Raw genomic sequence first — 25,844 nt, 5'->3', positions numbered from 1 at the left:
TCAGTCCATCTGCGCATGCAGAGCCTGCAGCGCGTAAGTTTCGAGTTCGGAAATGCGCATGCCTGCACACGCGGCACGCGCCCCTTCAACCGTCGTGAACAGGGTCACCCGGCTCGCCAGCGCGCTCGTGCGGATTGAACGCGAGTCATTGATTGCACTGCGCTTTTCATCCACGGTATTCACGATGAAAGAAATTTCATCATTCTTGATCATATCGACGATGTGCGGGCGGCCTTCATTTACCTTGTTGACCGCAGTCACCGGCAGACCGGCGGCCGCAATCGCTGCCGCGGTGCCGCGTGTCGCGGCCAGCGTGAAGCCGAGTTCGTGCAGTTCGCGCGCCACATCGACCGCCTTGGGCTTGTCGGCCGGACGCACCGAGATGAAGGCCTTGCCGCTGCGCGGCAGTTTGACGCCGGCGGCCAGCTGACTTTTCACGAAGGCTTCGCCGAAGGTGCGCCCGACGCCCATCACTTCACCGGTCGATTTCATTTCCGGACCCAGGATGGTGTCCACCCCCGGGAACTTGACGAAGGGGAATACCGCTTCCTTGACCGAGAAGTACGGCGGCACGACTTCGCGCGTGACGCCCTGATCCGCCAGCGAACGGCCGGCCATGCAGCGCGCGGCAATCTTGGCCAGTGGCAGCCCGCAGGCCTTTGAAACGAAGGGCACGGTGCGCGAGGCACGCGGATTCACTTCCAGCACATACACGGTGTCGCCAGTGGCGTCGCGCTGGATGGCGAACTGCACGTTCATCAGGCCCACCACATTGAGACCGCGCGCCATCAGCTCGGTCTGGCGACGCAATTCGTCGCACAGTTCGGGCGTGAGCGAAAACGGCGGCAGGGAGCAGGCAGAGTCGCCCGAATGCACGCCCGCCTGCTCAATGTGCTCCATGATGCCGCCGATGATCACCTGGGTGCCATCGGAAAAGGCATCGACGTCGACTTCGGTCGCATCGTTCAGGAAGCGGTCGAGAAGCACCGGCGAGTCGTTGCTCACCTTAACCGCCTCGCGCATGTAGCGTTCGAGGTCAGACTGCTGGTGCACGATTTCCATCGCCCGGCCGCCCAGCACATAGCTCGGACGGACGACGAGCGGGTAGCCGATTTCCGCCGCCAGACGCACCGCCTGGTCTTCGGCCCGCGCCGTGCGGTTCGGCGGCTGCCTGAGCCCCAGTTCCTGCAGCAGCTTCTGGAAGCGTTCGCGATCTTCCGCGGCATCGATCATGTCCGGGCTGGTGCCGATGATGGGCACGCCGTTGGCCTCCAGGTCACGCGCCAGCTTGAGCGGCGTCTGGCCGCCGAACTGGACGATGACGCCGACCGGCTTCTCGATGGCGACGATTTCCAGCACGTCTTCCAGTGTAAGTGGCTCGAAGTAGAGTCGGTCCGAGGTGTCGTAGTCGGTCGATACGGTTTCCGGATTGCAGTTGACCATGATGGTTTCAAAGCCATCTTCGCGCAGTGCAAGCGCTGCATGCACGCAGCAGTAGTCGAATTCGATGCCCTGGCCGATACGGTTCGGACCACCGCCGAGCACCATGATCTTGCGCGCCGACGTCGGGTTGGATTCGCATTCGTCCTCATAGGTCGAATACATGTAGGCGGTATCGGTCGCGAACTCCGCCGCGCAGGTGTCCACCCGTTTGTATACGGGCCTCACGCCCAGCGTCTGCCGGTGCAGGCGCAGCGCGGTTTCGTCGCACTGGAACAGCCGGGCCAGCCGGCGGTCGGCAAAACCCTTGCGCTTGAGGTCGCGCATCATCGCGGCGTCGACGCTCTTCAGACTGCGGCCGAAGAAGGCGCGCTCGGTCAGGATGATGTCTTCGATCTGTGCCAGGAACCAGGGGTCAATCTTGGTCAGCTGATGCACGGCATCCAGGCTCATGCCGTTGCGGAAGGCCTGCCCTACGTACCAGATCCGGTTCGGGCCGGGCAGCGCCAGTTCGCGCTCCATCTCGTCGGGGTCGGATTCGATCTCGTCGAAACCATATACGCCGACTTCCAGACCGCGCAGCGCCTTCTGCATCGATTCCTGGAAGCTGCGGCCCATGGCCATGACTTCGCCGACCGACTTCATCTGCGTGGTCAGACGGTCATTGGCCTGCGGAAACTTCTCGAACGCGAAGCGCGGAATCTTGGTGACCACGTAGTCGATCGACGGCTCGAAGGACGCCGGTGTAGCGCCCCCCGTGATGTCGTTCTGCAGCTCGTCCAGCGTGAAGCCCACTGCCAGCTTGGCGGCGATCTTTGCAATCGGGAAACCGGTCGCCTTGGACGCCAGGGCCGACGAGCGCGACACGCGCGGGTTCATTTCGATGACGATCATCCGGCCATCTTCCGGGTTGATCGAGAACTGCACGTTCGATCCGCCGGTGTCGACGCCGATTTCGCGCAGCACGGCGATCGAAGCGTTGCGCATGATCTGGTACTCGCGGTCGGTCAGCGTCTGCGCCGGCGCCACGGTGATCGAGTCGCCGGTGTGCACACCCATCGGATCGAGGTTTTCGATCGAACACACGATGATGCAGTTGTCGGCGCTGTCGCGCACGACCTCCATCTCGAATTCCTTCCAGCCGAGCAGCGATTCCTCGATCAGCAGTTCGCTGGTCGGTGAGGCTTCGAGCCCGCGCTTGCAGATTTCGACGAATTCTTCATGGTTATATGCGATGCCGCCGCCGCTGCCGCCCATCGTGAACGACGGGCGGATGATGGCCGGAAAGCCGATGCTGGCCTGTACCTGCAGGGCTTCTTCCAGCGAATGGGCGATGCCCGAGCGGGCAGAGCCCAGCCCGATCCTGGTCATCGCGCGCTTGAACTTCTCGCGGTCCTCGGCCTTGTCGATCGCTTCCTGCTTGGCACCGATGAGTTCGACCTTGTACTTGTCGAGCACGCCGTGACGGGCCAGATCAAGCGCGCAATTCAGCGCGGTCTGACCACCCATGGTCGGCAGCAGGGCGTCCGGGCGTTCCTTTTCGATGATCTTCTCGACCATCTGCCAGGTGATCGGCTCGATGTAGGTCACATCCGCCATGCCCGGGTCGGTCATGATGGTTGCCGGGTTGCTGTTGACCAGCACGACGCGGTAACCCTCTTCGCGCAGGGCCTTGCAGGCCTGGGCGCCGGAGTAGTCGAATTCACAGGCCTGGCCGATGACGATGGGGCCGGCGCCTATGATCAGGATGGTTTGAATGTCTGTACGTTTGGGCATTTTGTCTGAGGGGCTGGGGACCAGGAATCAGGGGCTAGGGTTGAATTTCCGGGCGGCTCCGCCGCCCGCAAGCTTTCCGCCAGTCCTTAGCCTCTGGGCCCTTTCCCCTGCTCCATCATCTTCACGAATCGGTCGAACAGGTAGGCCACATCATGTGGCCCCGGGCTGGCTTCGGGGTGACCCTGGAAGCAGAAGGCCGGACGGTCGGTCCAGGCCATGCCTTGCAGGCTGCCGTCGAACAGCGATACATGGGTCACGCGCACATTGGCCGGCAGCGTCGCCGGATCCACCGCAAAGCCATGATTCTGGCTGGTGATCAGCACGCGGCCGGAATCGTTGTCCTTCACCGGATGATTCGCACCATGATGGCCGAACTTCATCTTCAACGTTCGGGCCCCCGCAGCGAGCCCCATCAACTGATGGCCGAGGCAGATGCCGAAAGTCGGCACCTTGCGATCGAGGAAGGTCCGGATGGCGGTCACCGCGTAATCGCAGGGTTCCGGATCTCCCGGGCCGTTCGACAGGAAAACGCCATCAGGTTTCATCGCCAGCACCACGTCTGCCGGGGTCTGCGCCGGCACTACGGTGAGCCGGCAGCCGCGGCTGGCAAGCATGCGCAGGATGTTCCGCTTGACGCCGAAATCGTAGGCCACGACATGACGCGGGGTGGCGTCCGGCATCACGAACCCGCGGCCGAGCTGCCACTCGCCCTCGGTCCATTCGTAAGGCTCCCTGGCACTTACGACTTTCGCCAGATCCATGCCGGACAGGCCGGCGAACGCCCTGGCCTGGGAAACCGCCTCGGCCGCATCGACCTTGCCGGCCATCAGGCAACCGCTCTGCGCGCCCTTTTCGCGCAGCACTCGGGTCAGCTTGCGGGTATCTATATTGGCGATGCCGACAATGCCCTGCTCCCGCAGATAGGCGTCCAGCGTCTGGTGACTGCGAAAGTTGGACGAACGCAACGGCAGGTCGCGAATGACCAGACCGGCGGCAAAAACGCGGCCGGCTTCGACGTCTTCATGGTTGATACCGGTGTTGCCGATGTGCGGATAGGTCAGCGTGACGATCTGGCGGGTGTAGCTCGGGTCGGTCAGGATTTCCTGATAGCCGGTCATCGCGGTGTTGAACACCACCTCGCCCGTGGTGATCGTTTCCGCTCCGATGCTTTTGCCGTGAAAGACCGATCCATCGGCGAGTGCGAGCAGCGCGGGCGCATGGGCGGACACGTAATAACTCCTGAAATCTGTTCGGGGGACGGCGGCGCACGCAAGCGCCACATATGCGAAGCGGGAGACGCCGGTCTGGGCGCTCCCGCTGATTGTCGAATTATACCTTGCCGGTGGTGCGCCGCGCAATTTCGCGGGCGCCGCTCGGACTGGAGCCAGCCCGGAGTCTGCACGGCAGTATCCTAGGCCGCGGGCGCCATCACCGCATCGCGCGCGTCGAGCAGCGCATCGGACAACCTGGCCAGATGAACATCCACCCGCTCGTGCTGGCTGACCAGCGCCGGCACGTCGCCCGCGCGGGCGCTGTCCTCGAGCTTCGATACGGCGGCTTCGGCCGGCGCGGCGCCGAATACCGACAGGGAACCCCGCAGGCGATGGCAGATGCGGGCAACGCCGGCGCTGTCCTCCAGCTGGATGCATACATTGAGGCCGCTACGCAGTTCCGGCAACTCGCCGAGGAACACATCGATCACGCGCAAGGCCATCGCGCGGTCACCTTCCAGCGTTTCCAGCGTATGTGAAATATCGATCACCGGCGACTCGGCCGGCTCTGCATCGACCACCACACCGTTGAAATCGGTACTGACCGGCGTGCCGTCGGATTCGCTGCGCGAAAGCACACGTTCCAGCGTCGCCAGAAGTTCGTCCGCCTTGACCGGCTTGCTGATGTAGTCATCCATGCCCTCTTCAAGGCACAGCTCGCGGTCACCCTTCATCGCATTGGCGGTCATCGCGATGATGGGCATGTGCTGGACATTGTCGGTATCGACCACCCAGGAACGTCGCTGTTCGCGCGCACGGATGGCGCGCGTCGCCTCGATGCCGCCCATGACCGGCATCTGCACGTCCATCAACACCACCTCGAAGTGGTCGCGCTCCAGAAGATCCAGCGCTTCCTGACCATTGGACGCGACCGTCACGACATATCCCGCGCGTTCAAGCGTCCGCACGGCCACCAGCTGATTGACGGGATTGTCTTCGGCCAGCAGCACACGCCGCTTGCGCGCGTTGCCGATACCTTCGTGCGCCAGCGAGCGCTCGATATCGAGGTCTCCGATGGCAAAAGCAAAGTCGTCCATTTCCGCTGCACCGTCGTCCGGCTGGGTGGCGAGCGCCTCGGCCAGCGCGCCGGCAAGCTCGTTGGCCGAAAACGGCTTGTGCAGGCGGCCGCGTACACCCAGCGATCGGGCATGCGCGTTGTCGGCCGCCTGATTGGAGCCGCTGAACATCATCACGACGCGGTTGAGCCGGTTCGGCCCCTCGCAGAAGGCCGAAATGAAGTCGAAGGCGTCGGCATCCGGCAAGGTGCGGTCAACCAGCAGGATGTCGAACGGGCGCCCCGATTCGTGTGCCTGTTTGAGTGCCTGGCGCGCCGCCTGGACCGAGCTGACCGCCAGCGCCGAGGCGCCCATGTCGCCGAGCATGGCCGCCACGACGCCGCGTGAGGGCAGGTGGTCTTCGAGCAGCAGCACGTGGCGACCTGCGAAGCGGCGAAAGTGCGCCGGCAGCGTGGCCTGTTCGATCACCATGCCGCGCAGCGTGAAATGAAAGGTCGAGCCCTGCCCGGGCACGCTCTCCAGCCACAGACGGCCACCCATCAGCGACACGAGACGGTTGCAGATGGCCAGTCCGAGCCCGGTGCCACCGAAGCGCCGCGTGGTTGACGTGTCGGCCTGTGCAAATGCTTCGAACACCACGGATTGCTTCGCGGTGTCGATGCCGATCCCGGTATCGCGCACCCAGATATGAAGTTCGACCTCGTTACCACAACTTACGGGGGTACCAGTTGTCTCGCAGCCGATCTCGACTTCACCGCGCGAAGTAAATTTAACGGCATTGCCGATCAGATTGACCAGAATCTGCCGCAGGCGCCCGGGGTCGCCGAGCATGCGCACCGGCAGATCTGGCGACAGACGGCAGTACAGCTCCAGCCCCTTGTGTTGCGCCGCGATGGCAAGACCGCGTGCAGCGTCGCCGACCACTTCCCCGACCGAATGCTCGACCTGTTCGATTGCGAGCTTGCCGGCTTCAATCTTCGAAAAGTCGAGGATGTCGTTGATGATGACCAGCAACGCATCGGCCGACGTCTTGATGGCACGCACGTACTCGGCCTGTTCGCTGTCGAGCGTGGTGTCGAGCATCAGTTCGGACATGCCCATGATGCCGTTCATCGGGGTCCGGATTTCGTGGCTCATGTTGGCCAGGAAGTCACTTTTGGCCCGGCTGGCCGCCTCCGCCTTCTCCTTGGCCAGCAGCAGTTCTATTTCGGCCTGCCGGCGTGCATCGATCTGGCCGAGATGACCCGATACCCGGATAACGCGGCCGCGTTCGTCTCGCTCGGACGAGCCGGCTTCAAGCCTGACCCAGACCGTGCGGCCATCGGCGTGCCGGAAACGGCAGTCCATGGAGGCGTCGTCTGCCATGCTTGCGAGTCTGTCTTCGAGCCACTGGTCGAAGGCGGCTGCGTCGTCGGCATGCACGATGTCGCGCCATACCGGAAGCAGATCCGGCAGATCGGTCGGGCCGTAACCCAGCGCCACCTTGAACTCGGCCGACACCTCGAAGCGCGAACTCGACGGCACCCATTGCCAGCGGTGGCGCGACGCATCGGTTGTGTCGCCGGCCTCGAGCAACTGGTCGATGCGCTGCAGCGACTCAGCCAGCGCAGCCGCTGACGGCCCGCCGGCAAGCCATTGCGCGACTGCTGCTTCATCGATCGATGGCAGGCCGAGGTGCTGCAGCAACAAGGTGGACAGCGCTGGGTGCATGGAAATCCGGGACAGGTAGAACCTGCTGAATTAACGGCCGTACAACGGCGGGCTGAAGAACCGGGACACGGGCGGCTCGGTACCCACTGCTCAGCGCAGACCCAGCACGTCCTGCATGTCGTACAGACCGCTATCCCGGCTGACCAGCCAGCGCGCGGCGCGCAGGCTGCCCAGCGCATAGGGCATGCGACTGGCCGACTTGTGGGTGATTTCGATGCGCTCGCCAAGGCCGGCGAACAGCACGGTGTGGTCACCGACGATGTCGCCACCCCGTATCGTGGAAAACCCGATGGTCGTGTCCTGCCGCTCGCCGGTATGCCCTTCGCGGCCGTAGATGGCGCAGTCTGCCAGCGAACGGCCAAGTGCGTCGGCCACCACCTCTCCCATGCGCAGCGCAGTACCGGACGGCGCATCGACCTTCATGCGGTGATGCGCCTCGATCACTTCGACGTCGTAGCCGCTGTTCAGGATGCGTGCCGCGACGTCGAGCAGCCGGAACACCGCATTCACACCGACCGCCATGTTCGGCGCGAACACGATGGCGATGTCGCGTGATGCCTCGACCAACCGCGCGCGCTGCACGTCGCTGAAGCCGGTCGTGCCGATGATCATCTTCACGTTGTGGCGCCGGCAGGCTTCAAGGTGGGCCAGCGTGGCTTCCGGACGGGTGAAGTCGATCAGGAAGTCGGCCCCGGCCAGAGCCGCATCGACATCGCTGCTGATCGGCACGCCGGCCGGGCTGCCCAGAAAGGCTGCCGCGTCTTCGCCGATGGCGGCCGAATCCGGGCGGTCAAGGGCCGCGACCAGCCGGGCGCCTTCATCGCGCGACGTCGCTTCGATCAGCATGCGGCCCATGCGGCCGGACGCCCCGGCGATCGCTATGCGCATCGGTGACATGGAATCCTTTCAAACGTGAAATGTGCCGCGATGACCCCGCGCCTCGTCATTTCGGCGCGACAACCTCGCCCAGATCTATCGTGCGGGTACGCGGCGCCTCGGGCTGGTTCAGATCAGCGTCTTCCGCGCCCACCACGTCGCCACCGAGGCTGACCAGCTTGTCATCCTCGAAATAGACGATCAGGCGGCGCTGCTGGGTGTCTTCCGGCTTGTTGCCCGGTTTGAAGTAGTACAGATAATCCCAGCGGTCCGGATGGAATACATCAGCCAGCATCGGCGACCCGAGCACGAAACGCACCTGGTCGCGCGACATGCCGGGCTTGAGCTGGAAAGCCATTTCCTGGGTCACCAGGTTGCCCTGGCGAATATCGATGCGGAACGGGTTCAGACGATTGGTCACGTCGAGCGTCGAAGGCACATTGGTGCATCCCGCGAGCACCGGAATCAGAGCGGCAAGAGCGTAGCGGACAACTACCACGGGGGCGAAGGACATCGCTGGACGGGACTCGGTTAGGGCTTCGGGCAGATCGGCCCGCTCGCGGCGCGACGCCGGACGGGAGACGAAAGTCTATATTATAGCGACCTTGATATTGCCGTCAGCCTTGCCCATGAGCGCAAACTCGCACAACCTGAAGAACATCGGCCTGAAAGCCACCCTGCCGCGACTGAAAATCCTCGAGCTGTTCCAGCGCGCGGATGTGCGTCACATGAGCGCTGAAGACGTCTACAAGGCGCTTCTGCAGGAAGACATGGACATCGGTCTGGCCACCGTTTACCGGGTGCTGACCCAGTTCGAGCATGCCGGTCTGCTGGAACGCCACTTCTTCGAATCCGGCAAGGCGATGTTCGAGCTCAACGAAGGTCACCACCACGATCACCTCGTCTGCATCCAGTGCGGCAAGGTGGAAGAGTTCTACGACGCGGAAATCGAGCGCCGCCAGATTAAGGTTGCCAAGGATCACGGCTTCGCGGTGCACGACCACGCACTGACGATTTTCGCCAATTGCACGACCGAAGCCTGCCCGAACAAGAAGAAACCGCAGCGCGAACCCGGCCGATCCGAACCGGGTTGATCACTTCGCCGGGCGCTCGCCCAGCATTTCCTTCGCGTGTGCCCGCGTGGTGTCGGTGATGACCTCGCCGCCCAGCATGCGTGCGATTTCCTCGATCCTTGCCGCGTCATCGAGCGTGTTCACCGCGCTGACCGTCTGCCCCGCCTGGCTGCGCTTGGCGATCGACCATTGCCAGTCGGCGCGTGCGGCGACCTGGGGTAGATGGGTGACGCACAGCACCTGGCGCGCCTTGCCCAGCCGCGCCAACTGACGCCCCACCACTTCGGCCACCCGGCCGCCGATGCCGACGTCCACTTCGTCGAATACCAGCGTCGGCGTTCCGCTGCGTGCGCTGGCGATCACCTGGATCGCCAGTCCGATGCGCGACAGTTCCCCGCCCGACGCGACTTTCGCCAGCGGTGCCAGGGGTTGCCCGGGATTGGCAGACACACGGAACTCGATCTCTTCCAGACCGGTGGCCGACGGTTCCGCCAGCGGATGAAGTGCGACTTCGAAGCGGCCACCCTGCATCGCCAGTTCGGCCATGGCTGCGGTCACCTCGGCCGACAGGCGCTCAGCCACCGGCCTGCGTGCGGCTGACAGCCGTGTCGACGCCTGCAGGCAGGCGCTGCGCGCTGCGTCGCGCGCCTGCTCAAGCCGTGCCGGATCCGCGTCGGCGGCCAGCCGGTCGAGCTGCAGCTGGCTGTCGGCCAGAAGCGCCGGCAGGTCGTCCGGCTCGCAGCGATACTTGCGGGAGGCGCCGAGCACGGCCGCAATGCGATCATCGGCACGTGCCAGCGCAGCCGGGTCCGCATCGAGCCGATGTACGTAGGCGCGCAGCGCGCGTGCGGCTTCGCCGACCTGGGCCGACGCCGAATCGATCAGGCTGCAGCATTCGCCCAGCGCCGCATCGAACCCCTGCAAGCGGCCGAGCACGGCAGCGATGTGGGCGAGTTGCGCATCCAGCGCGACCTCGCCTTCCTCCAGTAGCGCGAGCGCCTCGGCACTGCCTTCGAGCAGTTGCGTGACATGCGCCAGCCGACTGTGTTCCTGCTGCAGCGCCGCCCAGGCGGCGGGTTCGAACGCCAGTACGGTGAGCTCCTCGACCAGCCACTGCAGGCGTTCGCGATCGCGCACGGCCGCATCACTGTCCTGCACGGCGCGCAGCAGCGCCTGCTCGCGCGCCTGCCATTCCCGATAAAGCTTCGTGACTTCCGTGACCTCGGCCAGCAGACCGGCGTGCTGGTCGAACAACTCGCGCTGCGCCGATTCGCGCATCAGGGCCTGGTGCGCATGCTGGCCGTGGATGTCGACCAGCAGCCCACCCAGTTCGCGCAGCTGCGCGATGCCGGCCGGCGCGCCGCCGATCCAGGCACGCGAACGGCTGCCGCTGTCGATCACCCGTCGCACGATGACCCGGTCGCCGTCGCATTCGAAATCCTGCGCAACCAGCCAGTCGCGCGCCGGACTGTCCGGTGCGAGCACGAATTCGGCCGACAGCTCCGCCCGCTCACGCCCGAGCCGTACGACCGATGCGTCGGCGCGCGCGCCAAGCAGCAAGCCGAGCGCATCGACGAGAATGGACTTGCCGGCCCCGGTTTCACCGGTCAGCGCACCGAAGCCGGCCGAAAAGTCGAGTTCGAGCTGGTCAACAAGGATGAAATCGCGGATGAAAAGGCGTTCGAGCATGCAGCGCGGTGAGGATTCGGATCGGTGATGTAAATCGGGCGGAACGGGAAAAGCTCAGGCCTCTTTCGGCGCCTCGCTCCAGCGGAGCTTTTCGCGCAACATGGAAAAGTAGCTGTAGCCGGGCGGATGCATCAGGGTTACGCAATAGGGCGATCGCTCGATGCGCAGGCAGTCTCCACCCTGCAGATTGAAATGTTCCTGGCCATCGAAATGGGCGCGCGCGTCATGCCGCAGAAACAACCGGACATCCAGTACCGAACTGTCACTCAGCGCAATCGGTCTCGACGACAAGGCGTGCGGACACAGCGGAACGATGAGCATGCTTCCGAGCGACGGATGCACGATGGGCCCGTTGGCCGACAGCGAATAGGCGGTCGAACCGGTCGGCGTTGAAATGATCAGCCCGTCGGAGCGCTGGCTGTATACAAATTCGTCGTCCACCCGGACCTCGAACTCGATCATGCGGCCCAGGTCGCCCTTGGACAGCACGACATCATTGAGCGCAAGCGCCGAAAAAACCGACTCCCCGTCACGCAGCACCCCTGCCTGCAGCAGCGCACGGCGCTCGCGGGTGAATTGCCCTGCCATCAGGGCTTCCATCGCCGACAGCATGTTGGAACGGGCGACATCGGTCAGAAAACCCAGTCTTCCCTGATTGACGCCGACCAGCGGCACGGCGTGCGGCGCCAGCTTGCGGGCCGCGCTGATCAGCGAGCCATCGCCACCGATGACCACCGCCAGCCCGGCGCGCCGGCCGATCCCGTCGAATGCAGCCGGCTCGAAATCGTTGCCGGACAAGGCATCCGCCGAATCCTGCTCGATCAGCACCTCGCAGCCGGAATCGCGCAGCCAGTGCGCGAGCGTGCGCATCGATTCGCCCACCTCCGCGCTCTGGTACTTGCCAATCAGGGCGACGCAGCCGAACGACGGTGGGGTTTTATCCATCGTCGAATTAAACCACAAAGGCCGCGATCGACCGCGAAGCCGACGAGAGCGGGCCGGCCTGTGTCAATATCCGGGCCTGACACCGTCGCACCCGCGGCATCGTTCTAGAATCTGAAGCCGGAAGCGCCCACACACCGCGAAGTCATGCTCGAAGACCGCTCCAGACTGCTGCTCAAAACCCTGGTCGAACGCTACATCGCCGACGGTCAGCCGGTCGGCTCCCGCACGCTTTCGAAGTATTCGGGACTGGACCTGTCGCCGGCCACGATACGCAACGTGATGTCGGATCTGGAAGAGCTGGGCTTCATCACCAGCCCGCACACTTCGGCCGGCCGTGTTCCGACGCCTCGCGGCTACCGGTTCTTCGTCGACAGCCTGCTGTCGGTGCAGCCGCTGGAGCCGGGCCAGATCAGCGAATTGAAGGGTGAACTGCGCCCGGCCGACCCGCGCGTGCTGGTCGGCCAGGCCTCGCAACTGCTGTCGCAGCTGACCCATTTCGCCGGCATCGTGGTGGCGCCGCGTCGCCAGATGGTGCGCATCCGCCAGATCGAATTCCTCAGCCTGTCCGACAAGCGCATCCTGCTGATCATCGTGACCGATCAGGGCGAGGTGCAGAACCGCATCCTGCTGACGGAGCGCAATTTCTCGCCAGCGGAGCTGGTCAGCGCGGCCAATTTCCTGAACCAGAACTACGTCGGTTTCGATTTCGAGGAAATCCGCGGCCGGCTGCAGGCGGAACTGAAGAAGCTGCACGGCGATCTGACGTCGCTGATGGCGGCTGCATTGCAGGCAGGCAACGAGGCCTTTTCCGGCGACAAGGGCCAGTACGTCATTTCCGGCGAGCGCAACCTGCTGGCAGTGGATGATCTGGCTTCGAACATGTCCCGTCTGCGCGAGCTTTTTTCACTGTTCGACCAGCGCACCCAGCTGGCCAGTCTGCTCGATCTTTCGCAGCAGGCCGAAGGCGTGCAGCTGTTCATCGGCGGTGAATCCGGTCTGGCACCGCTCGACGAATGCAGCGTGGTCACCGCGCCCTACGAAATACAGGGTCAGGTGGTCGGCAGCGTCGGCGTGATCGGCCCGACCCGCATGGCGTACGAGCGCGTCATTCCGATTGTCGACGTCACCGCCAAGCTGCTGTCGAGCGCGCTGAGCCAGACCTGACCCGAACCACCCGAACCGGGCGCGCCATGGATGCGCGCACCGCAACCCCAACGAGCCCATGTCACGATTCAACGCCGAACCGTCCTACACCCATGGCCAGCCCGCGCGCACTGGCGTGTTGCTGGTGAACCTCGGCACACCGGACAAGCCGGACGCCCCGTCGCTGCGGCGCTACCTCAAGCAGTTCCTGTCGGACGACCGCGTGGTCGAGATTCCGAAGGCCGTGTGGTGGTTCATCCTGAACGTCATCATCCTGAACGTGCGCCCGAAACAGTCAGCCGAAAAGTATGCCTCGGTGTGGACCGATGAAGGCTCGCCGCTGCGCGTGCATACCGAACGCCAGGCCAAGTTGCTGCGCGGCTGGATGATTGCCGAAGGTCAGCCCGACATCGATGTGCGATTTGCCATGCGCTACGGCAGTCCGGCCATCGGCGACGTGCTGCAGCAGATGAAGATGGATGGCTGCACGCGCATCCTGATGCTGCCGATGTATCCGCAGGCGGCATCGAGCACGACCGGTTCGATGATAGACGAACTGGCGCAGACCCTGCTGCGCTGGCGCAACCTGCCGGAGCTGCGTTATCTGAGAGCCTTCGCAGCCGACGGCGGCTACATTGGTGCGCTCGCTGCCAGCGTGCGCGAGCACTGGGCGAAGAATGGCCGCGCGGACAAGCTGGTCATGTCCTTCCACGGCGTGCCGCACTTCCATCTGGAACAGGGTGACCCCTACCACTGCGAGTGCCACAAGACCGGCCGGCTGCTCGCCGAAGCGCTCGGGCTGGCGAAGGATCAGTATCTGGTTACCTTCCAGTCGCGCTTCGGCAAGGCGCGCTGGCTCGAACCGTATACGCAGCCGACGCTTGAGAAGCTCGCCGCGGAGGGCCTGCAGAGCGTGGACGTGATCTGCCCGGGTTTCGTGGCCGACTGCCTGGAAACGCTGGAGGAGATCGCGGTGGAAAACCGTGAAGCCTTCATCGGCAAGGGCGGCAAGACCTTCCAGTACATCGCCTGCCTGAACGAGCGTGCCGACTGGATTGACGCACTGGGCCGCATCGTGCGACGCGAACTGGGTCACTGGTGGGACGAAGCGAGTCCGGTGGCCGATCAGCTGGCCCTGCAGGCCGAACGCGCGAAGTCTTTCGGTGCACTGAAATAGCGGCGTGCTGCCCAGCTGGTGACAAAAAAAAGCGACCCCCGGAGGTCGCCTTTTTCATGTGCTGACCATCTTTCAAGCAGCGCGTGCTTCGGCCACCGACGTTTCGTCATTCTTGGCACGGCGCGGGCGACTGCGGCGCGATGCGCCAGGATCGAACTGGCCGTCGAGCTTCTTCAGCGCGTCCTTGCGCGCCTTCAGTGCCATCTTGAACGCGCCTTCCTCACCGTACTTGTTGACCGAGAATTTCACCCGCTTGCGCCGACCCGATGGCAGTGGCCATGAAGCCACCCAGAACCAGCGCTGTTTCTCTTCCGGCATGTCGCGCGTTTCCGACGCACAGTAACGGCACACCCCGACGACGCCGGAGCGGTTGTTCTTCTTGACGATGCTCGAATACTCGCGCAGCGAGAACGGCGGAAACTTCGCAATGATGTCGTCCCTGAACTGCTTGGCGGCGGTGAACGCTTTCTGCTTGCCGCCGAACACGCCATCGCTGAAGTGCTTGCGGTGTATCACGCCACGTCGCTGGATGGTCACGAGCCAGCCATGCGTCCGGCTGGCTTCGTTATCCACGCGGCTGATGCCATAAACTGAATTGCGGCTCAAGGTCGGTCTCCTTCCGATCAGCACCGGGTTGGCCGGGTGCCTGTGAGGAGAGTTTCGGCCCGCAGGATCGAAACTTTAGCGGCCTGAGCGGCTGCGTTTCACGATGAAACAGGCGGGTCGTGAAGTGTGTCCGGACCGCCAGGCGGCGTCGTTCAGCGACGGAGCGGCGGATCAGGCGCAAGTTCGAGATCAAGCCCGACACCGGCGACGCAGAAACCGGACTCTGTCGGCAGCATGACTTCTTCGCCCTGTGCGGCGAGAGCGGCGTTGGCGCGGACCAGACGCTGCACGATAGTGCTGATCAGCTGGCCACGGAAGTGTTCAAGACACTCTTCGGACGCGAGCGTGAGGGCCGACGGGTTGATTTCGAGGAAGGTGATCTGGGCGGTGGCGATCACCGTGGCCGACCGGCTGACATGCTTGGGATCGAGATAGCCCATCTCGCCGACCACTTCGCCAACACCCAGTTCGGCCAGCAGTCGACCGCCGACGCTGACCTGGGCCTGTCCCGACACGATGAGGCCGAAGCGGTTGTCCGTATCGCCTTCGCGCATCATCACCGCGTTCTCGGCGAACTGGCGCCAGCCGGAGAAGCGCAGCACCTCCCATACTTCAACATCGTCGAATTCGGTGAAGAAAGCCATCTTGCGCAGGATGTTGAACCGGGTGGTATCCGGCGGCACATAGCTGTCGTCGAGCAGCTTGAAGCGCACCGAAGACAGATCCTTCGCGAATTCGGCTCCATTCTTGTAGCGCGAGTACAGATCCTTCTCAAGCGCCTTGCGGATCACCCGGTCCATGCCTTCGGGCACTTCCGGATTCAGCTGCGACGCGGACGGCGGATCGGCATTGATGATCTTGTAGATCAGCTGGGCCGGATGCTTGGCGCGGAAAGGCAGCCGTCCGGTCAGCAGGTGGAACAGCACCACGCCGAGCGAATACAGATCGGTCTTCTGGTTCAGCGGATAGCCCTTCACCTGTTCCGGACTCATGTAGGCCGGTGAGCCCACGCCCATGATGAAGGTCGAATCCTTGTCGTTTTCCTTCGCGACATTCAGCGCCAGCCCGAAATCCGTGACCTTCACGAGGTCATTGGCGCCGATCAGGATGTTGGCCGGCTTGATATCGCGGTGAACCACACCCTGCTTGAACGCGTAGTCGAGTGCCATGCAGCACTTGAACACGATGCTGACGGCGCGTGGCAGCGGCAGCATCTTGTTGAATTCGCAGTAGTGATCGAGTGCTTCGCCCTCGATGTATTCCATCACCAGATAGGCGCGCCCCTCTTCCACCTGGGCGTCGAAGATGCGGATGATGTTCGGGTGGTTGAGTTTGGCGGCGATCGCCGCTTCGGTCAGGAACAACTTGCGCATGCGGCGCGACCATTTGCCCTGATCGCGGTTCTTGTCGCCGAAGTCGACCAGCTTTACAGCGACCAGTTCTTCGATGTCATCGGCCTTGCATAGGTATACGGTGGCGGTCGCGCCCTTGCCGATTTCCCGGATAACCCTGTATTTGCCAATGCGATCAAGCATTCTTGAAGTGCGATGGAGGCGTCATGAACAGCCGCAATGATAGGGCATCGGCCGTAAACGAACAAAAGCACTTGCCCGTGCCGGCTTGAATCTGTTGCGCAGACCGCAATTTTTTGCCGGCAGACGCCGTGGCACAAACCATACCGGTCGGCGGGGCTTGAAATCGCCCGGCTTCAGCCCCAAGTGCATCGGGTCCGAAAGCCAGAGGAAATCGCTGCATGACCGATCAGACCCCGCAAGACCTGCCGAACGAGCTGCCGGCCGATGCCGCAGCCACCGACGACACACAGACAGCCACCGCCGATCCGGCGCTTGCCGCTGCAGAACTCAAGGTGGCCGAATTGCAGGACGCCCTGCTGCGCGCCAAGGCCGAAACCGAGAACATGCGCCGCCGCACGGCCGAGGATGTGCTGAAGGCGGGCAAGTTCGGGGCCGAGAAATTCGCCAGCGCGATGGTGCCGGTCAAGGACAGTCTGGAAGCGGCGCTCGCCGACCAGTCGTCCGACGTGGCGACACTGCGCTCCGGTGTCGAACTGACGCTCAAGCAGCTGCAGCAGGCCTTCAGTGGCGCCGGCATCGAGGAAACAGATCCGCTCGGCGAGAAGTTCGACCCGCACCGCCATCAGGCAATCAGCCAGATCGAGGCGCCGGGCGAGCCGAATCACGTAGTTCAGGTACTGCAGAAAGGTTATCTGCTGCATGAACGCGTGCTGCGCCCTGCCCTCGTGATCGTTTCCAGGGCAGCCAGCTGAATGACCCCTTGAAATGTGGGCGAATGCGCCCACATCTGAGGCCAAGCGGTCGTTTCGCTCCCGACACACACTTATATATATAGAGGACCCCGAACATGGGAAAAATCATCGGCATCGATCTGGGCACCACCAATAGCTGCGTGTCCGTCATGGAAGGCGGCAAGCCCAAGGTGATCGAGAATTCGGAAGGTGCACGCACCACGCCGTCCATCGTCGCCTACACCGAAGACGGTGAAATCCTGGTCGGCGCCTCGGCCAAGCGTCAGGCGGTCACCAATGCGGCGAACACGCTGTTCGCGGTCAAGCGCCTGATCGGTCGACGCTTCGAAGAGAAGGAAGTGCAGAAGGACATCGCGCTGATGCCCTACAAGATTTCCAAGGCTGACAATGGCGACGCCTGGGTCGAAGTGCGCGGCAAGAAGATTGCGCCGCCGCAGGTGTCGGCCGAAGTGCTGCGCAAGATGAAGAAGACCGCCGAGGACTACCTCGGCGAGGAAGTCACCGAAGCCGTCATCACGGTGCCCGCCTACTTCAACGACAGCCAGCGTCAGGCCACCAAGGACGCCGGCCGCATCGCCGGTCTGGACGTCAAGCGCATCATCAACGAGCCGACCGCAGCGGCGCTCGCCTTCGGCATGGACAAGAAGCCGGGTGATTCGAAGATCGCGGTGTATGACCTCGGCGGCGGCACGTTCGACGTGTCGATCATCGAAATCGCCGATGTCGATGGCGAACACCAGTTCGAAGTGCTGGCGACCAACGGCGACACCTTCCTCGGCGGCGAAGATTTCGACCAGCGCATCATCGATTACGTGATCGACGAGTTCAAGAAGGACCAGGGCGTCGACCTGAAGAAGGACATCCTCGCGCTGCAGCGCCTGAAGGAAGCGGCCGAGAAGGCCAAGATCGAACTGTCGTCGGGTGCGCAGACCGAAATCAATCTGCCCTACATCACCGCCGATTCGACCGGGCCGAAGCATCTCGCGATCAAGATCACGCGTGCCAAGTTCGAGTCGCTGGTGGAAGAGCTTATCGAGCGTTCGATCGAGCCGTGCCGCATCGCGATCAAGGATTCGGGCGTCAAGGTGAGCGACATCGACGACGTCATCCTGGTCGGCGGCATGACCCGCATGCCCAAGGTGCAGGAGCGGGTGAAGGAATTCTTCGGCCGCGAGCCGCGCAAGGACGTGAATCCGGACGAAGCCGTTGCGGTCGGTGCCTCGATCCAGGGCGGCGTGCTGCAGGGCGACGTGAAGGACGTGCTGCTGCTCGACGTGACCCCGCTGTCGCTGGGCATCGAAACGCTGGGCGGCGTCATGACGAAGATGATCCAGAAGAACACGACGGTGCCGACCAAGTTCTCGCAGACCTTCTCGACCGCCGACGACAACCAGCCGGCAGTCACCATCAAGGTCTACCAGGGCGAGCGCGAAATGGCCAGCGGCAACAAGTCGCTCGGCGAGTTCAACCTCGAAGGTATCGCTCCGGCTCCGCGCGGCCTGCCGCAGATCGAGGTGACGTTCGACATAGACGCCAACGGCATCCTGCATGTCGGCGCCAAGGACAAGGCGACCGGCAAGGAAAACAAGATCACCATCAAGGCGAATTCCGGCCTGTCGGAAGACGAAATCCAGAAGATGGTGAAGGACGCCGAACTGCATGCCGAAGACGACCGTCGCGCACGCGAGCTGGCCGATACGCGCAACCAGGCCGATGCACTGGTGCATTCGACGCGCAAGGCGCTGACCGAGCACGGCGACAAGGTCGATGCCGGCGAAAAGGACGCGATCGAAGCCGCGATCAAGGAAACCGAAGAGGCCATCCGTTCAGGCGACAAGGAAGCGATCGAAGCCAAGAGCGCCGCATTGTCGACCGCAGCGCAGAAGCTGGGCGAAGCGATGTACGCCCAGCAGCAGGCCGCTGCCGGTGAAGCCGGTTCCGCACCGGGCGGCTCGGGCAAGGACGACGGCGACGTGGTCGATGCCGAGTACACCGAAGTGAACGACAAGAAGTAAGCTGCGCGTCTTCCGGTTGCCGATGGCGACCTGACCGCCGGGGCACAGAGACGCAGGGTCGCACCCTGCTCCTCTGTGCCTTGGCGTATCTGTGGTGATAACGAATGGCAAAACGCGATTTTTACGACGTCCTCGGCGTCAATCGGGACGCATCCGACGACGAGATCAAGAAGTCCTACCGCAAGCTGGCGATGAAATACCACCCGGACCGCAATCCGGACAGCAAGGAAGCGGAAGACAAGTTCAAGGAAGCCAAGGAGGCCTACGAAATCCTGTCGGACGGGCAGAAGCGCGCCGCCTATGACCAGTACGGGCACGCCGGTGTCGACCCCAATGTGGGGGGCGGCGGTGGCGCAGGCCCCGGTTTCGGTGATGCCTTCGGCGACATCTTCGGCGAAATCTTCGGCAATGCAGCCGGTCGCGGCCGGGCGGGCGGCGGGCGCAGCGGGGTCTATCGCGGCGCCGATCTGCGCTACAACCTGGAGATCACGCTCGAAGAAGCGGCCCGCGGCACCGACACGCGCATCCGCATTCCGACCATGGACGAGTGCGGCACCTGCGATGGCACCGGTGCGAAGCCGGGCACCAAGCCGGTCACCTGCACGACCTGCAATGGCGTGGGGCAAGTGCGCATGCAGCAGGGCTTCTTCTCGATCCAGCAGACCTGCCCGAAATGCCATGGCACCGGCAAGATGGTGAAGGACCCGTGCGGCACCTGCCATGGCGCCGGCCGCGTGAAGTCGAGCAAGACGCTGCAGGTGAAGATTCCGTCCGGCATCGACGAAGGCGACCGCATCCGGCTGGCCGGCGAAGGCGAGCATGGTCAGGGCGGCGGCCCGGCAGGCGACCTGTACGTGCAGATCCACATCAAGCCGCACAGCGTGTTCCAGCGCGAGGGCGACGACCTGCACTGCGAAATGCCGATCGGCTTCGCCACCGCCGCACTGGGCGGCGAAATCGAGATTCCGACGCTGGAGGGTGCCGCCAAGATCAAGATTCCGTCGGAAACCCAGTCCGGCAAGGTGTTCCGCCTGCGCGGCAAGGGCATCAAGGGCGTGCGCAGCAGCACCCCGGGCGACCTGATGTGCCACGTGGTGGTCGAAACGCCGGTCAATCTGACGGCACGCCAGAAGGAACTGCTGAAGGAATTCGACGACATCAACCTGAGCGACGAAGCGAGCCACAGCCCGCGCGCCAAGTCATGGATGGACAAGATGAAGAACTTCTTCGCCGGCTGAACCCCGGCGCTGCCGTTTCGGGACGCCATACGTGAAAACGCCCGCATGATGCGGGCGTTTTCATTCAGCGGTGCGCCTTCGATCAGGCGACCAGCTTCTTCTCGATCCGCTCCTTGACCGCCGACAGGGCAGGCGGCAGGCGATTCTGCAGGCGCGAGAACAGCTCGTTGTGCAACTCGATCTCGAGTTGCCAGGCCGCATGGTCGATCGACGTGATGCGCTCGAACAGTTCGCGGCTGAAATCGACCCCGGTCCAGCTCAGATCGTCATAGCGCGGCGTGGTGCCGAACAGGTGCTCGATGCCGTTTGCCAGGCCCGCCACGCGGTCGAGCATCCATTTGAGCACCCGCATGTTCTCGCCGAAGCCCGGCCACACGAACTTGCCGTTCTCGTCGGTACGGAACCAGTTCACGCAGAAAATGTGCGGCAGCGTCTGCCCGCTGGCTTCGATGCTCTGGCCGAGCTTGAGCCAGTGGCTGAAGTAGTCGCTCATGTTGTAGCCGCAGAACGGCAACATGGCGAACGGGTCACGCCGCACCACGCCCTGCTGGCCAGCCGCCGCAGCGGTCGTTTCCGAGCCCATCGTGGCCGCCATGTAGACGCCCTCGACCCAGTTGCGTGCCTCGGTCACCAGCGGCACCGTGGTCGAACGGCGGCCACCGAAGATGAAGGCCGAGATCGGCACGCCGGCCGGGTTGTCCCAGGCCGGGTCGATGACCGGGTTCTGCGTCGCCGCGACGGTGAAGCGCGCATTCGGATGCGCCGCCTTGGCACCGGTTTCCTTCGCGATGGCGGGCGTCCAGTCGCGGCCCTGCCAGTCGATCAGGTGCGCAGGCGGCTCCTTGGTCATGCCTTCCCACCACACGTCGCCGTCATCGGTCAGCGCAACATTGGTGAAGATGGTGTCGGACGCCAGCGACGCCATGCAGTTGGCGTTGGTGTTCTGATTGGTGCCCGGTGCCACGCCGAAGTAGCCCGCTTCCGGGTTGATCGCATACAGACGGCCGTCCTTGCCCGGCTTGATCCAGGCAATGTCATCGCCGATGGTGGTGACTTTCCAGCCCTCGAAACCCTTGGGCGGAATCAGCATCGCGAAATTGGTCTTGCCGCAGGCGGACGGAAAAGCCGCTGCAACGTAGTGCTTGTCACCCTGCGGGTTTTCCACGCCGAGAATGAGCATGTGTTCTGCCAGCCAGCCCTCGTCGCGGCCCATGGTCGAGGCGATGCGCAGCGCGAAGCACTTCTTGCCAAGCAGAGCGTTGCCGCCGTAGCCCGAGCCGAAGCTCCAGATTTCCCGCGTTTCCGGGTAGTGAACGATGTACTTGGTTGCGTTGCACGGCCACGGCACATCCTTCTCGCCCGCCGCCAGCGGCTTGCCCACCGTGTGCACGCAGGGCACGAAGTCGCCGTCGCTGCCCAGCACGTCGTACACCGCGCGGCCCATGCGGGTCATGATGCGCATGTTGACCGCCACATACGGCGAGTCGGACAGTTCGATGCCGATCTGCGAAATGTGCGAACCCAGCGGGCCCATCGAGAACGGCACGACATACATGGTGCGACCGCGCATGCAGCCGCGGAACAGACCGGTCAGCGTTTCGCGCATCTGCGCAGGCGCCATCCAGTTGTTGGTCGGGCCGGCATCTTCCTCACGCGCCGAGCAGATGTAGGTGCGGTCTTCGACGCGCGCGACGTCGGACGGGTCGGACAGCGCGAGATAGGAATTCGGGCGCTTGACCGGATCGAGGCGCTTCATCGTGCCCGATGCGACCATGTCGGCACACAGACGGTCGTATTCCTCTTCCGAACCGTCGCACCAGAAGATGGCATCGGGTTGGGTGAGCGCCGCCACTTCGGCGACCCATGTGACCAGCTTGCGGCTCTTGACCCATGCCGGAACGGGTATTTCGCCGGAGCGGATCTGCTCGGGCGACAAGACGACTTTCATGAGACGCTCTCCATAAACCACGCTGGGCGGGACGCGGCAGCTGCCGCGTGCCGTCCGGTTCAACCGTTTGAACGAAACCCGCATCAGGCCGGGTGGGCCCATGCATCGGACAGGTACTGACGCAGGCGGGGTGACCTGCGCCTTCCTTTCGGAGGTCGCACTTTATAGATAACGGCATCTTATGTCTGCTATAAGAATCACGAATGCCGCGATTCTCTGGGCGCCGGCAGGCGTGTGGCGGACGGCGCCAAAGCGCGGATCAGTCCTCTGCCGGTGGTGCGACGAGCGCTTTGAGGCCCGCCCGATCGATAAGCCAGTGATGGCGGCTGTCAGGCGCATCGGACAGCAGATTGCTGCGGCGCAGGATGCCGAGCGCGCGGCTTGCCGATTCCGGCGCTGCACCGAGAATGGCGCCGATGTCTTCCAGACTCAGACGGATGGCCCGGCCCGGTTCGATATCATCGCCGAGGCGCAGCAGCAGGCGCACGACCCGGGTTTTCACGTCGGCGTGACCTGCCGTCAGTTCGGCCAGCCAGGCGTCGGCTTCGGCCAGCGCGGCATGCCAGTGTTCGAGCAGGGGTTTCTGCAGGCGCGGCGTGTCCCGGTTGAGCCGCTCGACCAGCACACGCGGAATCCGGCACAGCGCGACCGGTGACAGCGAAATCGAGGTGTGGTCATAGGCCGGACTCACCAGTGCTTCAAGACCGAATACGTCACCGCGACCCAGGATGCGCAGGATGCGCTGGGTGCCGTCCGCCCCGTAGCGCACCAGCTTGACCGCACCGCTGCGCACCGTGAACAGCCACTCGCCGTGCGCACCGGCGTGATAGATGACTGCGCCGGACGGATAATCGAAGTCGTCGATCTGGTCGTGGAGAAGCGCGAAATCGGACTCGACAAGATCGGCAAACAGTGCGCTGCGGCGCACGCCGCATTTCTGGCAGTCGCTGTGGCCGTGCCAGGCCGACTTGATCGTGATCGCGCGCACCCTACCCCCGGTGAAATTCCGCTAAGCCCGTCGCCAGGTGGTACCGGCGGCAGAGTCTTCCAGTATGACGCCTTGTTGCTTCAATTCGTCCCGTACGCGATCGGCAGTCGCAAAATCGCGCGCCTTCTTGGCAGCGATGCGCTGTTCGATGAGTGCATCGATCTGCGCATCGTCCAGTCCGCCTGCCTGCGCTCGCCCTTGGAGGAATTCTTCCGCAGATCGTTCCAGCAGTCCGAGCACGCCGGCCAGCGCACGTAGTTCGCCCGAAACGGCAGGGTCGCCGCTGCGATTGGCGTCGTTCGAAAGTTCGAACAGCACCGCCATCGCCTCCGGCGTATTGAAATCGTCATCCATCGCGGCGCGCAGTCGCTGGCCGGCCGGTGTGGTCCAGTCCGGCCGTACATCCGCCGGCGGGACGTTCTTCAGCGTTGTATACAGGCGGCTCAACGCGCCGCGGGCATCGTCGAGGTGGGCGTCAGAGTAGTTGAGCGGGCTGCGGTAGTGCGCGCGCAGGATGAAGAAGCGCACCACTTCAGGGTCGTACTGCTTCAGCACTTCGCGGATGGTGAAGAAGTTGCCGAGCGACTTCGACATCTTCTCGTCATCGACCCGCACGAAACCGTTGTGCATCCAGTAATTGACAAAGGCGTGCCCGTGCGCACCCTCACTCTGGGCAATCTCGTTCTCGTGGTGCGGAAACTGCAGGTCGGCGCCACCGCCATGGATGTCGAAATGATCACCCAAGAGCTGCGAACTCATGGCGGAACACTCGATGTGCCAGCCCGGCCGACCGTCCCCCCACGGCGAGGTCCATTTCGCGTCAGCGGGTTCTGCCGGCTTGGCGTGCTTCCACAGCACGAAGTCGAGCGGATCCTGCTTGCCGTCATTCACATCCACGCGTTCGCCGGCGCGCAGTTCGTCAAGCGACTTGCCGGACAGCTTTCCGTAACCGGCGAACTTGCGCACGCTGTAATTGACGTCACCGCTCGCGGCACGGTAAGCCAACCCCTTCTCCTGCAGCCGCTCGATCAACGACTGCATCTGCGGCACGAATTCGGTTGCACGCGGCTCGTGATCGGGGCGCAGCACGCCGAGCGCATCGGCGTCCTCGTGCATCGCCGCGATGAAGCGGTCGGTCAGCGCGCGCATCGATTCGCCGTTTTCGGCCGCACGCCTGATGATCTTGTCGTCGATGTCGGTGATGTTGCGGACATAGGTGACGGCATAGTCCGACGCGCGCAGCCAGCGTGCCACCATGTCGAACACCACCATCACCCGGGCATGGCCCAGATGACAGTAGTCATACACCGTCATGCCGCACACGTACATGCGCACGCGGCCCGGCTCGATCGGAAGGAATGCCTGCTTCTCGCGGCCTATGGTGTTGTAGATTTTGAGCATTGGTGTGGGCCAAACGGAGGGTGCTTGGGGCACGCGCAGACCGCGCGGGCGGGTCGGTTCGGAATTCAGGCGCAACAGCAGGACGTCGGCACGCCTTCTTGATAAGATTCGGGTCTGTCAAACGACGGTTTCACGCCAAAAAGTCTAACACATGGCCTCTTCGACACGTTTTCGTCTGCCGCTCGCATCGCACATCGCAGCCGCCCTGATCATGCTCGGCGTATCGCTCCAGCCGGCCTTCGCCAACAGCGTTCAGGAAGCTGAAAAGCTGCTGCGACAAAAGCAGCCACAGCAGGCACTGGAACAGATCGACCTGTTTCTTGCAAAAGTGCCGCGCGATCCGCAGGGCCGTTTTTTCAAGGGACTGATCCTGACCGAGCTGGGTCGCGTGCCGGAAGCAACGTCGGTATTCCAGAAGTTGACCGAGGATTACCCTGAACTGCCGGAGCCCTACAACAACCTGGCCGTGCTCTACGCTCAGCAGAAGCAGTTCGACAAGGCCAAGACGGCACTCGAAATGGCCATCCGTACCCACCCGAGCTATGCGGTCGCGCACGAGAATCTGGGCGACATCTACGCCCGCATGGCGACCCAGGCCTACGACCGGGCACTGCAGCTTGATTCTTCGAACATCGGTGCGCAGAGCAAACTGAACCTGATCCGCGAAATGGTCGGCAGCGCCCCGCGCAGCGGCAGCAAACCGGCTTCCTCCAGTACGCTTGCGGCCACGCCGCAGCCGACTGTCGCAGCGGTCACGCCGCCGGTCGCCGTTGCCCCGCCCAAGCCGCCGGAACCCGCAAAGGCTGCCTCGCCCGCTGCCACGGCAACGGCAACGGAGACTCCGGCAGCAACACCCCCCGCTGTGGCGGCGGTCTCACCGACCGACGGCGCTGCCGGGCTGCCGGTGGCAGACATCACACGAACCATCGAGGGCTGGGCCGCCGCCTGGGCGCGCAAGGACGTAAACGCCTACCTCGCGCTGTACGACAGCACGTTCGAAGTCCCCGGCAAGAAATCGCGCAAGGCCTGGGAGGCCGAACGACGGGCGCGCATCGACAAACCGGGTGCCATCGAGGTACGGGTCGAGAACGTGCAGGTCACCCGTGACGGCGCCGATCGCGTCAAGGCAACTTTCCGCCAGCACTACAAGGCCGTCGGCCTGAAAAGCTCCACCACCAAGACGCTGGTGCTGGTGAGCCGTGATGGTCGCTGGATGATCCAGCGGGAGCGCGTCGGCGGATGACG

Annotated in this window: 19 protein-coding genes; 7 read left to right on the top strand and 12 right to left on the bottom strand. The window is 63.7% G+C overall.

What is annotated here, in order from left to right; translation table 11 throughout:
• The 5 genes from carB to NMQ14_RS07085 form a co-directional block, all read right to left on the bottom strand.
• Positions 1-3,216 carry a carbamoyl-phosphate synthase large subunit gene (gene carB, locus NMQ14_RS07105; protein WP_257094737.1) on the bottom strand — a complete coding sequence of 1,072 codons (3,216 nt, stop codon included), beginning with the start codon at positions 3,214-3,216 and terminating at the stop codon, positions 1-3.
• Between the two features lie 86 nt (positions 3,217-3,302).
• Complete coding sequence (gene carA / locus NMQ14_RS07100) at positions 3,303-4,445, bottom strand: glutamine-hydrolyzing carbamoyl-phosphate synthase small subunit (RefSeq protein WP_257094734.1); 1,143 nt, start codon at positions 4,443-4,445, stop codon at positions 3,303-3,305.
• Between the two features lie 182 nt (positions 4,446-4,627).
• The gene (locus NMQ14_RS07095) at positions 4,628-7,213 is read right to left on the bottom strand and encodes a response regulator (protein WP_257094732.1); all 2,586 of its coding nucleotides are present in this window, start codon (positions 7,211-7,213) and stop codon (positions 4,628-4,630) included.
• A 90-nt stretch (positions 7,214-7,303) separates the two neighbouring features.
• Complete coding sequence (gene dapB / locus NMQ14_RS07090; RefSeq protein WP_257094730.1) at positions 7,304-8,101, bottom strand: 4-hydroxy-tetrahydrodipicolinate reductase; 798 nt, start codon at positions 8,099-8,101, stop codon at positions 7,304-7,306.
• Between the two features lie 55 nt (positions 8,102-8,156).
• Complete coding sequence (locus NMQ14_RS07085; protein WP_257094728.1) at positions 8,157-8,603, bottom strand: outer membrane protein assembly factor BamE; 447 nt, start codon at positions 8,601-8,603, stop codon at positions 8,157-8,159.
• A 115-nt stretch (positions 8,604-8,718) separates the two neighbouring features.
• On the opposite strand from NMQ14_RS07085, the gene fur reads away from it, so the two are divergent.
• A complete protein-coding gene (fur, locus tag NMQ14_RS07080) occupies positions 8,719-9,183 on the top strand; it encodes a ferric iron uptake transcriptional regulator (protein ID WP_069039973.1) in 465 nt (154 codons plus the stop codon).
• Here the strand turns inward: fur and recN are convergent, their stop codons facing one another.
• Both recN and NMQ14_RS07070 read right to left on the bottom strand, forming a co-directional pair.
• Entirely contained in the window at positions 9,184-10,851 is a 1,668-nt protein-coding gene (gene recN / locus NMQ14_RS07075) for a DNA repair protein RecN (RefSeq protein ID WP_257094727.1), read from the bottom strand.
• 54 nt (positions 10,852-10,905) lie between these two features.
• Entirely contained in the window at positions 10,906-11,796 is an 891-nt protein-coding gene (locus tag NMQ14_RS07070) for an NAD kinase (protein WP_257094725.1), read from the bottom strand.
• A gap of 144 nt (positions 11,797-11,940) precedes the next feature.
• On the opposite strand from NMQ14_RS07070, the gene hrcA reads away from it, so the two are divergent.
• On the top strand, positions 11,941-12,960 hold the full coding sequence (hrcA, locus tag NMQ14_RS07065) for a heat-inducible transcriptional repressor HrcA (protein ID WP_069039970.1): 1,020 nt from the start codon (positions 11,941-11,943) through the stop codon (positions 12,958-12,960).
• A gap of 58 nt (positions 12,961-13,018) precedes the next feature.
• Complete coding sequence (gene hemH, locus NMQ14_RS07060) at positions 13,019-14,116, top strand: ferrochelatase (RefSeq protein ID WP_257094723.1); 1,098 nt, start codon at positions 13,019-13,021, stop codon at positions 14,114-14,116.
• A gap of 72 nt (positions 14,117-14,188) precedes the next feature.
• On the opposite strand, the gene NMQ14_RS07055 is transcribed toward hemH, so the two are convergent.
• Positions 14,189-14,722 (bottom strand): AP2 domain-containing protein, encoded by a 534-nt coding sequence (locus tag NMQ14_RS07055; protein ID WP_257094721.1) that lies wholly within the window; start codon positions 14,720-14,722, stop codon positions 14,189-14,191.
• A gap of 152 nt (positions 14,723-14,874) precedes the next feature.
• Positions 14,875-16,257, bottom strand: a complete 1,383-nt coding sequence (locus NMQ14_RS07050; protein ID WP_257094719.1) for a serine/threonine-protein kinase — start codon at positions 16,255-16,257, stop codon at positions 14,875-14,877.
• 218 nt (positions 16,258-16,475) lie between these two features.
• Here NMQ14_RS07050 and grpE point away from each other — a divergent pair, with 218 nt between their 5' ends.
• The 3 genes from grpE to dnaJ all read left to right on the top strand — a co-directional run bounded on the left by grpE (position 16,476) and on the right by dnaJ (position 20,262).
• Positions 16,476-17,009 (top strand): nucleotide exchange factor GrpE, encoded by a 534-nt coding sequence (gene grpE / locus NMQ14_RS07045; RefSeq protein WP_257094717.1) that lies wholly within the window; start codon positions 16,476-16,478, stop codon positions 17,007-17,009.
• Between the two features lie 95 nt (positions 17,010-17,104).
• Positions 17,105-19,024, top strand: coding sequence for a molecular chaperone DnaK (gene dnaK / locus NMQ14_RS07040; protein WP_257094715.1), 1,920 nt, complete (start codon positions 17,105-17,107; stop codon positions 19,022-19,024).
• 104 nt (positions 19,025-19,128) lie between these two features.
• The gene (dnaJ, locus tag NMQ14_RS07035) at positions 19,129-20,262 is read left to right on the top strand and encodes a molecular chaperone DnaJ (protein ID WP_257094713.1); all 1,134 of its coding nucleotides are present in this window, start codon (positions 19,129-19,131) and stop codon (positions 20,260-20,262) included.
• An 82-nt stretch (positions 20,263-20,344) separates the two neighbouring features.
• On the opposite strand, the gene NMQ14_RS07030 is transcribed toward dnaJ, so the two are convergent.
• The 3 genes from NMQ14_RS07030 to cysS all read right to left on the bottom strand — a co-directional run bounded on the left by NMQ14_RS07030 (position 20,345) and on the right by cysS (position 24,599).
• The gene (locus NMQ14_RS07030) at positions 20,345-22,210 is read right to left on the bottom strand and encodes a phosphoenolpyruvate carboxykinase (GTP) (RefSeq protein WP_257094712.1); all 1,866 of its coding nucleotides are present in this window, start codon (positions 22,208-22,210) and stop codon (positions 20,345-20,347) included.
• 259 nt (positions 22,211-22,469) lie between these two features.
• On the bottom strand, positions 22,470-23,198 hold the full coding sequence (locus NMQ14_RS07025) for a Crp/Fnr family transcriptional regulator (RefSeq protein ID WP_257094710.1): 729 nt from the start codon (positions 23,196-23,198) through the stop codon (positions 22,470-22,472).
• Positions 23,199-23,219: 21 nt separating this feature from the next.
• Positions 23,220-24,599, bottom strand: coding sequence for a cysteine--tRNA ligase (cysS, locus tag NMQ14_RS07020; protein WP_257094708.1), 1,380 nt, complete (start codon positions 24,597-24,599; stop codon positions 23,220-23,222).
• 151 nt (positions 24,600-24,750) lie between these two features.
• On the opposite strand from cysS, the gene NMQ14_RS07015 reads away from it, so the two are divergent.
• Positions 24,751-25,842, top strand: a complete 1,092-nt coding sequence (locus tag NMQ14_RS07015) for a tetratricopeptide repeat protein (RefSeq protein WP_257094705.1) — start codon at positions 24,751-24,753, stop codon at positions 25,840-25,842.
• Positions 25,843-25,844: the final 2 nt, after the last annotated feature.

This window comes from Methyloversatilis sp. XJ19-13 (assembly GCF_024580155.1).
In the GTDB taxonomy this organism is placed as follows: domain Bacteria; phylum Pseudomonadota; class Gammaproteobacteria; order Burkholderiales; family Rhodocyclaceae; genus Methyloversatilis.
The sequence above is the reverse complement of the archived record's forward strand: the minus strand, read 5'-3'. Positions and strand labels throughout refer to the sequence as shown.

Coding starts and splice junctions, on each gene's coding strand:
- carB (WP_257094737.1), bottom strand. CDS start 3,216: ATGCCCAAACGTACAGACATTCAAACCATCCTGATCATAGGCGCCGGC.
- NMQ14_RS07095 (WP_257094732.1), bottom strand. CDS start 7,213: ATGCACCCAGCGCTGTCCACCTTGTTGCTGCAGCACCTCGGCCTGCCA.
- dapB (WP_257094730.1), bottom strand. CDS start 8,101: ATGCGCATAGCGATCGCCGGGGCGTCCGGCCGCATGGGCCGCATGCTG.
- NMQ14_RS07085 (WP_257094728.1), bottom strand. CDS start 8,603: ATGTCCTTCGCCCCCGTGGTAGTTGTCCGCTACGCTCTTGCCGCTCTG.
- fur (WP_069039973.1), top strand. CDS start 8,719: ATGAGCGCAAACTCGCACAACCTGAAGAACATCGGCCTGAAAGCCACC.
- recN (WP_257094727.1), bottom strand. CDS start 10,851: ATGCTCGAACGCCTTTTCATCCGCGATTTCATCCTTGTTGACCAGCTC.
- NMQ14_RS07070 (WP_257094725.1), bottom strand. CDS start 11,796: ATGGATAAAACCCCACCGTCGTTCGGCTGCGTCGCCCTGATTGGCAAG.
- hrcA (WP_069039970.1), top strand. CDS start 11,941: ATGCTCGAAGACCGCTCCAGACTGCTGCTCAAAACCCTGGTCGAACGC.
- hemH (WP_257094723.1), top strand. CDS start 13,019: ATGTCACGATTCAACGCCGAACCGTCCTACACCCATGGCCAGCCCGCG.
- NMQ14_RS07050 (WP_257094719.1), bottom strand. CDS start 16,257: ATGCTTGATCGCATTGGCAAATACAGGGTTATCCGGGAAATCGGCAAG.
- grpE (WP_257094717.1), top strand. CDS start 16,476: ATGACCGATCAGACCCCGCAAGACCTGCCGAACGAGCTGCCGGCCGAT.
- dnaK (WP_257094715.1), top strand. CDS start 17,105: ATGGGAAAAATCATCGGCATCGATCTGGGCACCACCAATAGCTGCGTG.
- dnaJ (WP_257094713.1), top strand. CDS start 19,129: ATGGCAAAACGCGATTTTTACGACGTCCTCGGCGTCAATCGGGACGCA.
- NMQ14_RS07030 (WP_257094712.1), bottom strand. CDS start 22,210: ATGAAAGTCGTCTTGTCGCCCGAGCAGATCCGCTCCGGCGAAATACCC.
- cysS (WP_257094708.1), bottom strand. CDS start 24,599: ATGCTCAAAATCTACAACACCATAGGCCGCGAGAAGCAGGCATTCCTT.
- NMQ14_RS07015 (WP_257094705.1), top strand. CDS start 24,751: ATGGCCTCTTCGACACGTTTTCGTCTGCCGCTCGCATCGCACATCGCA.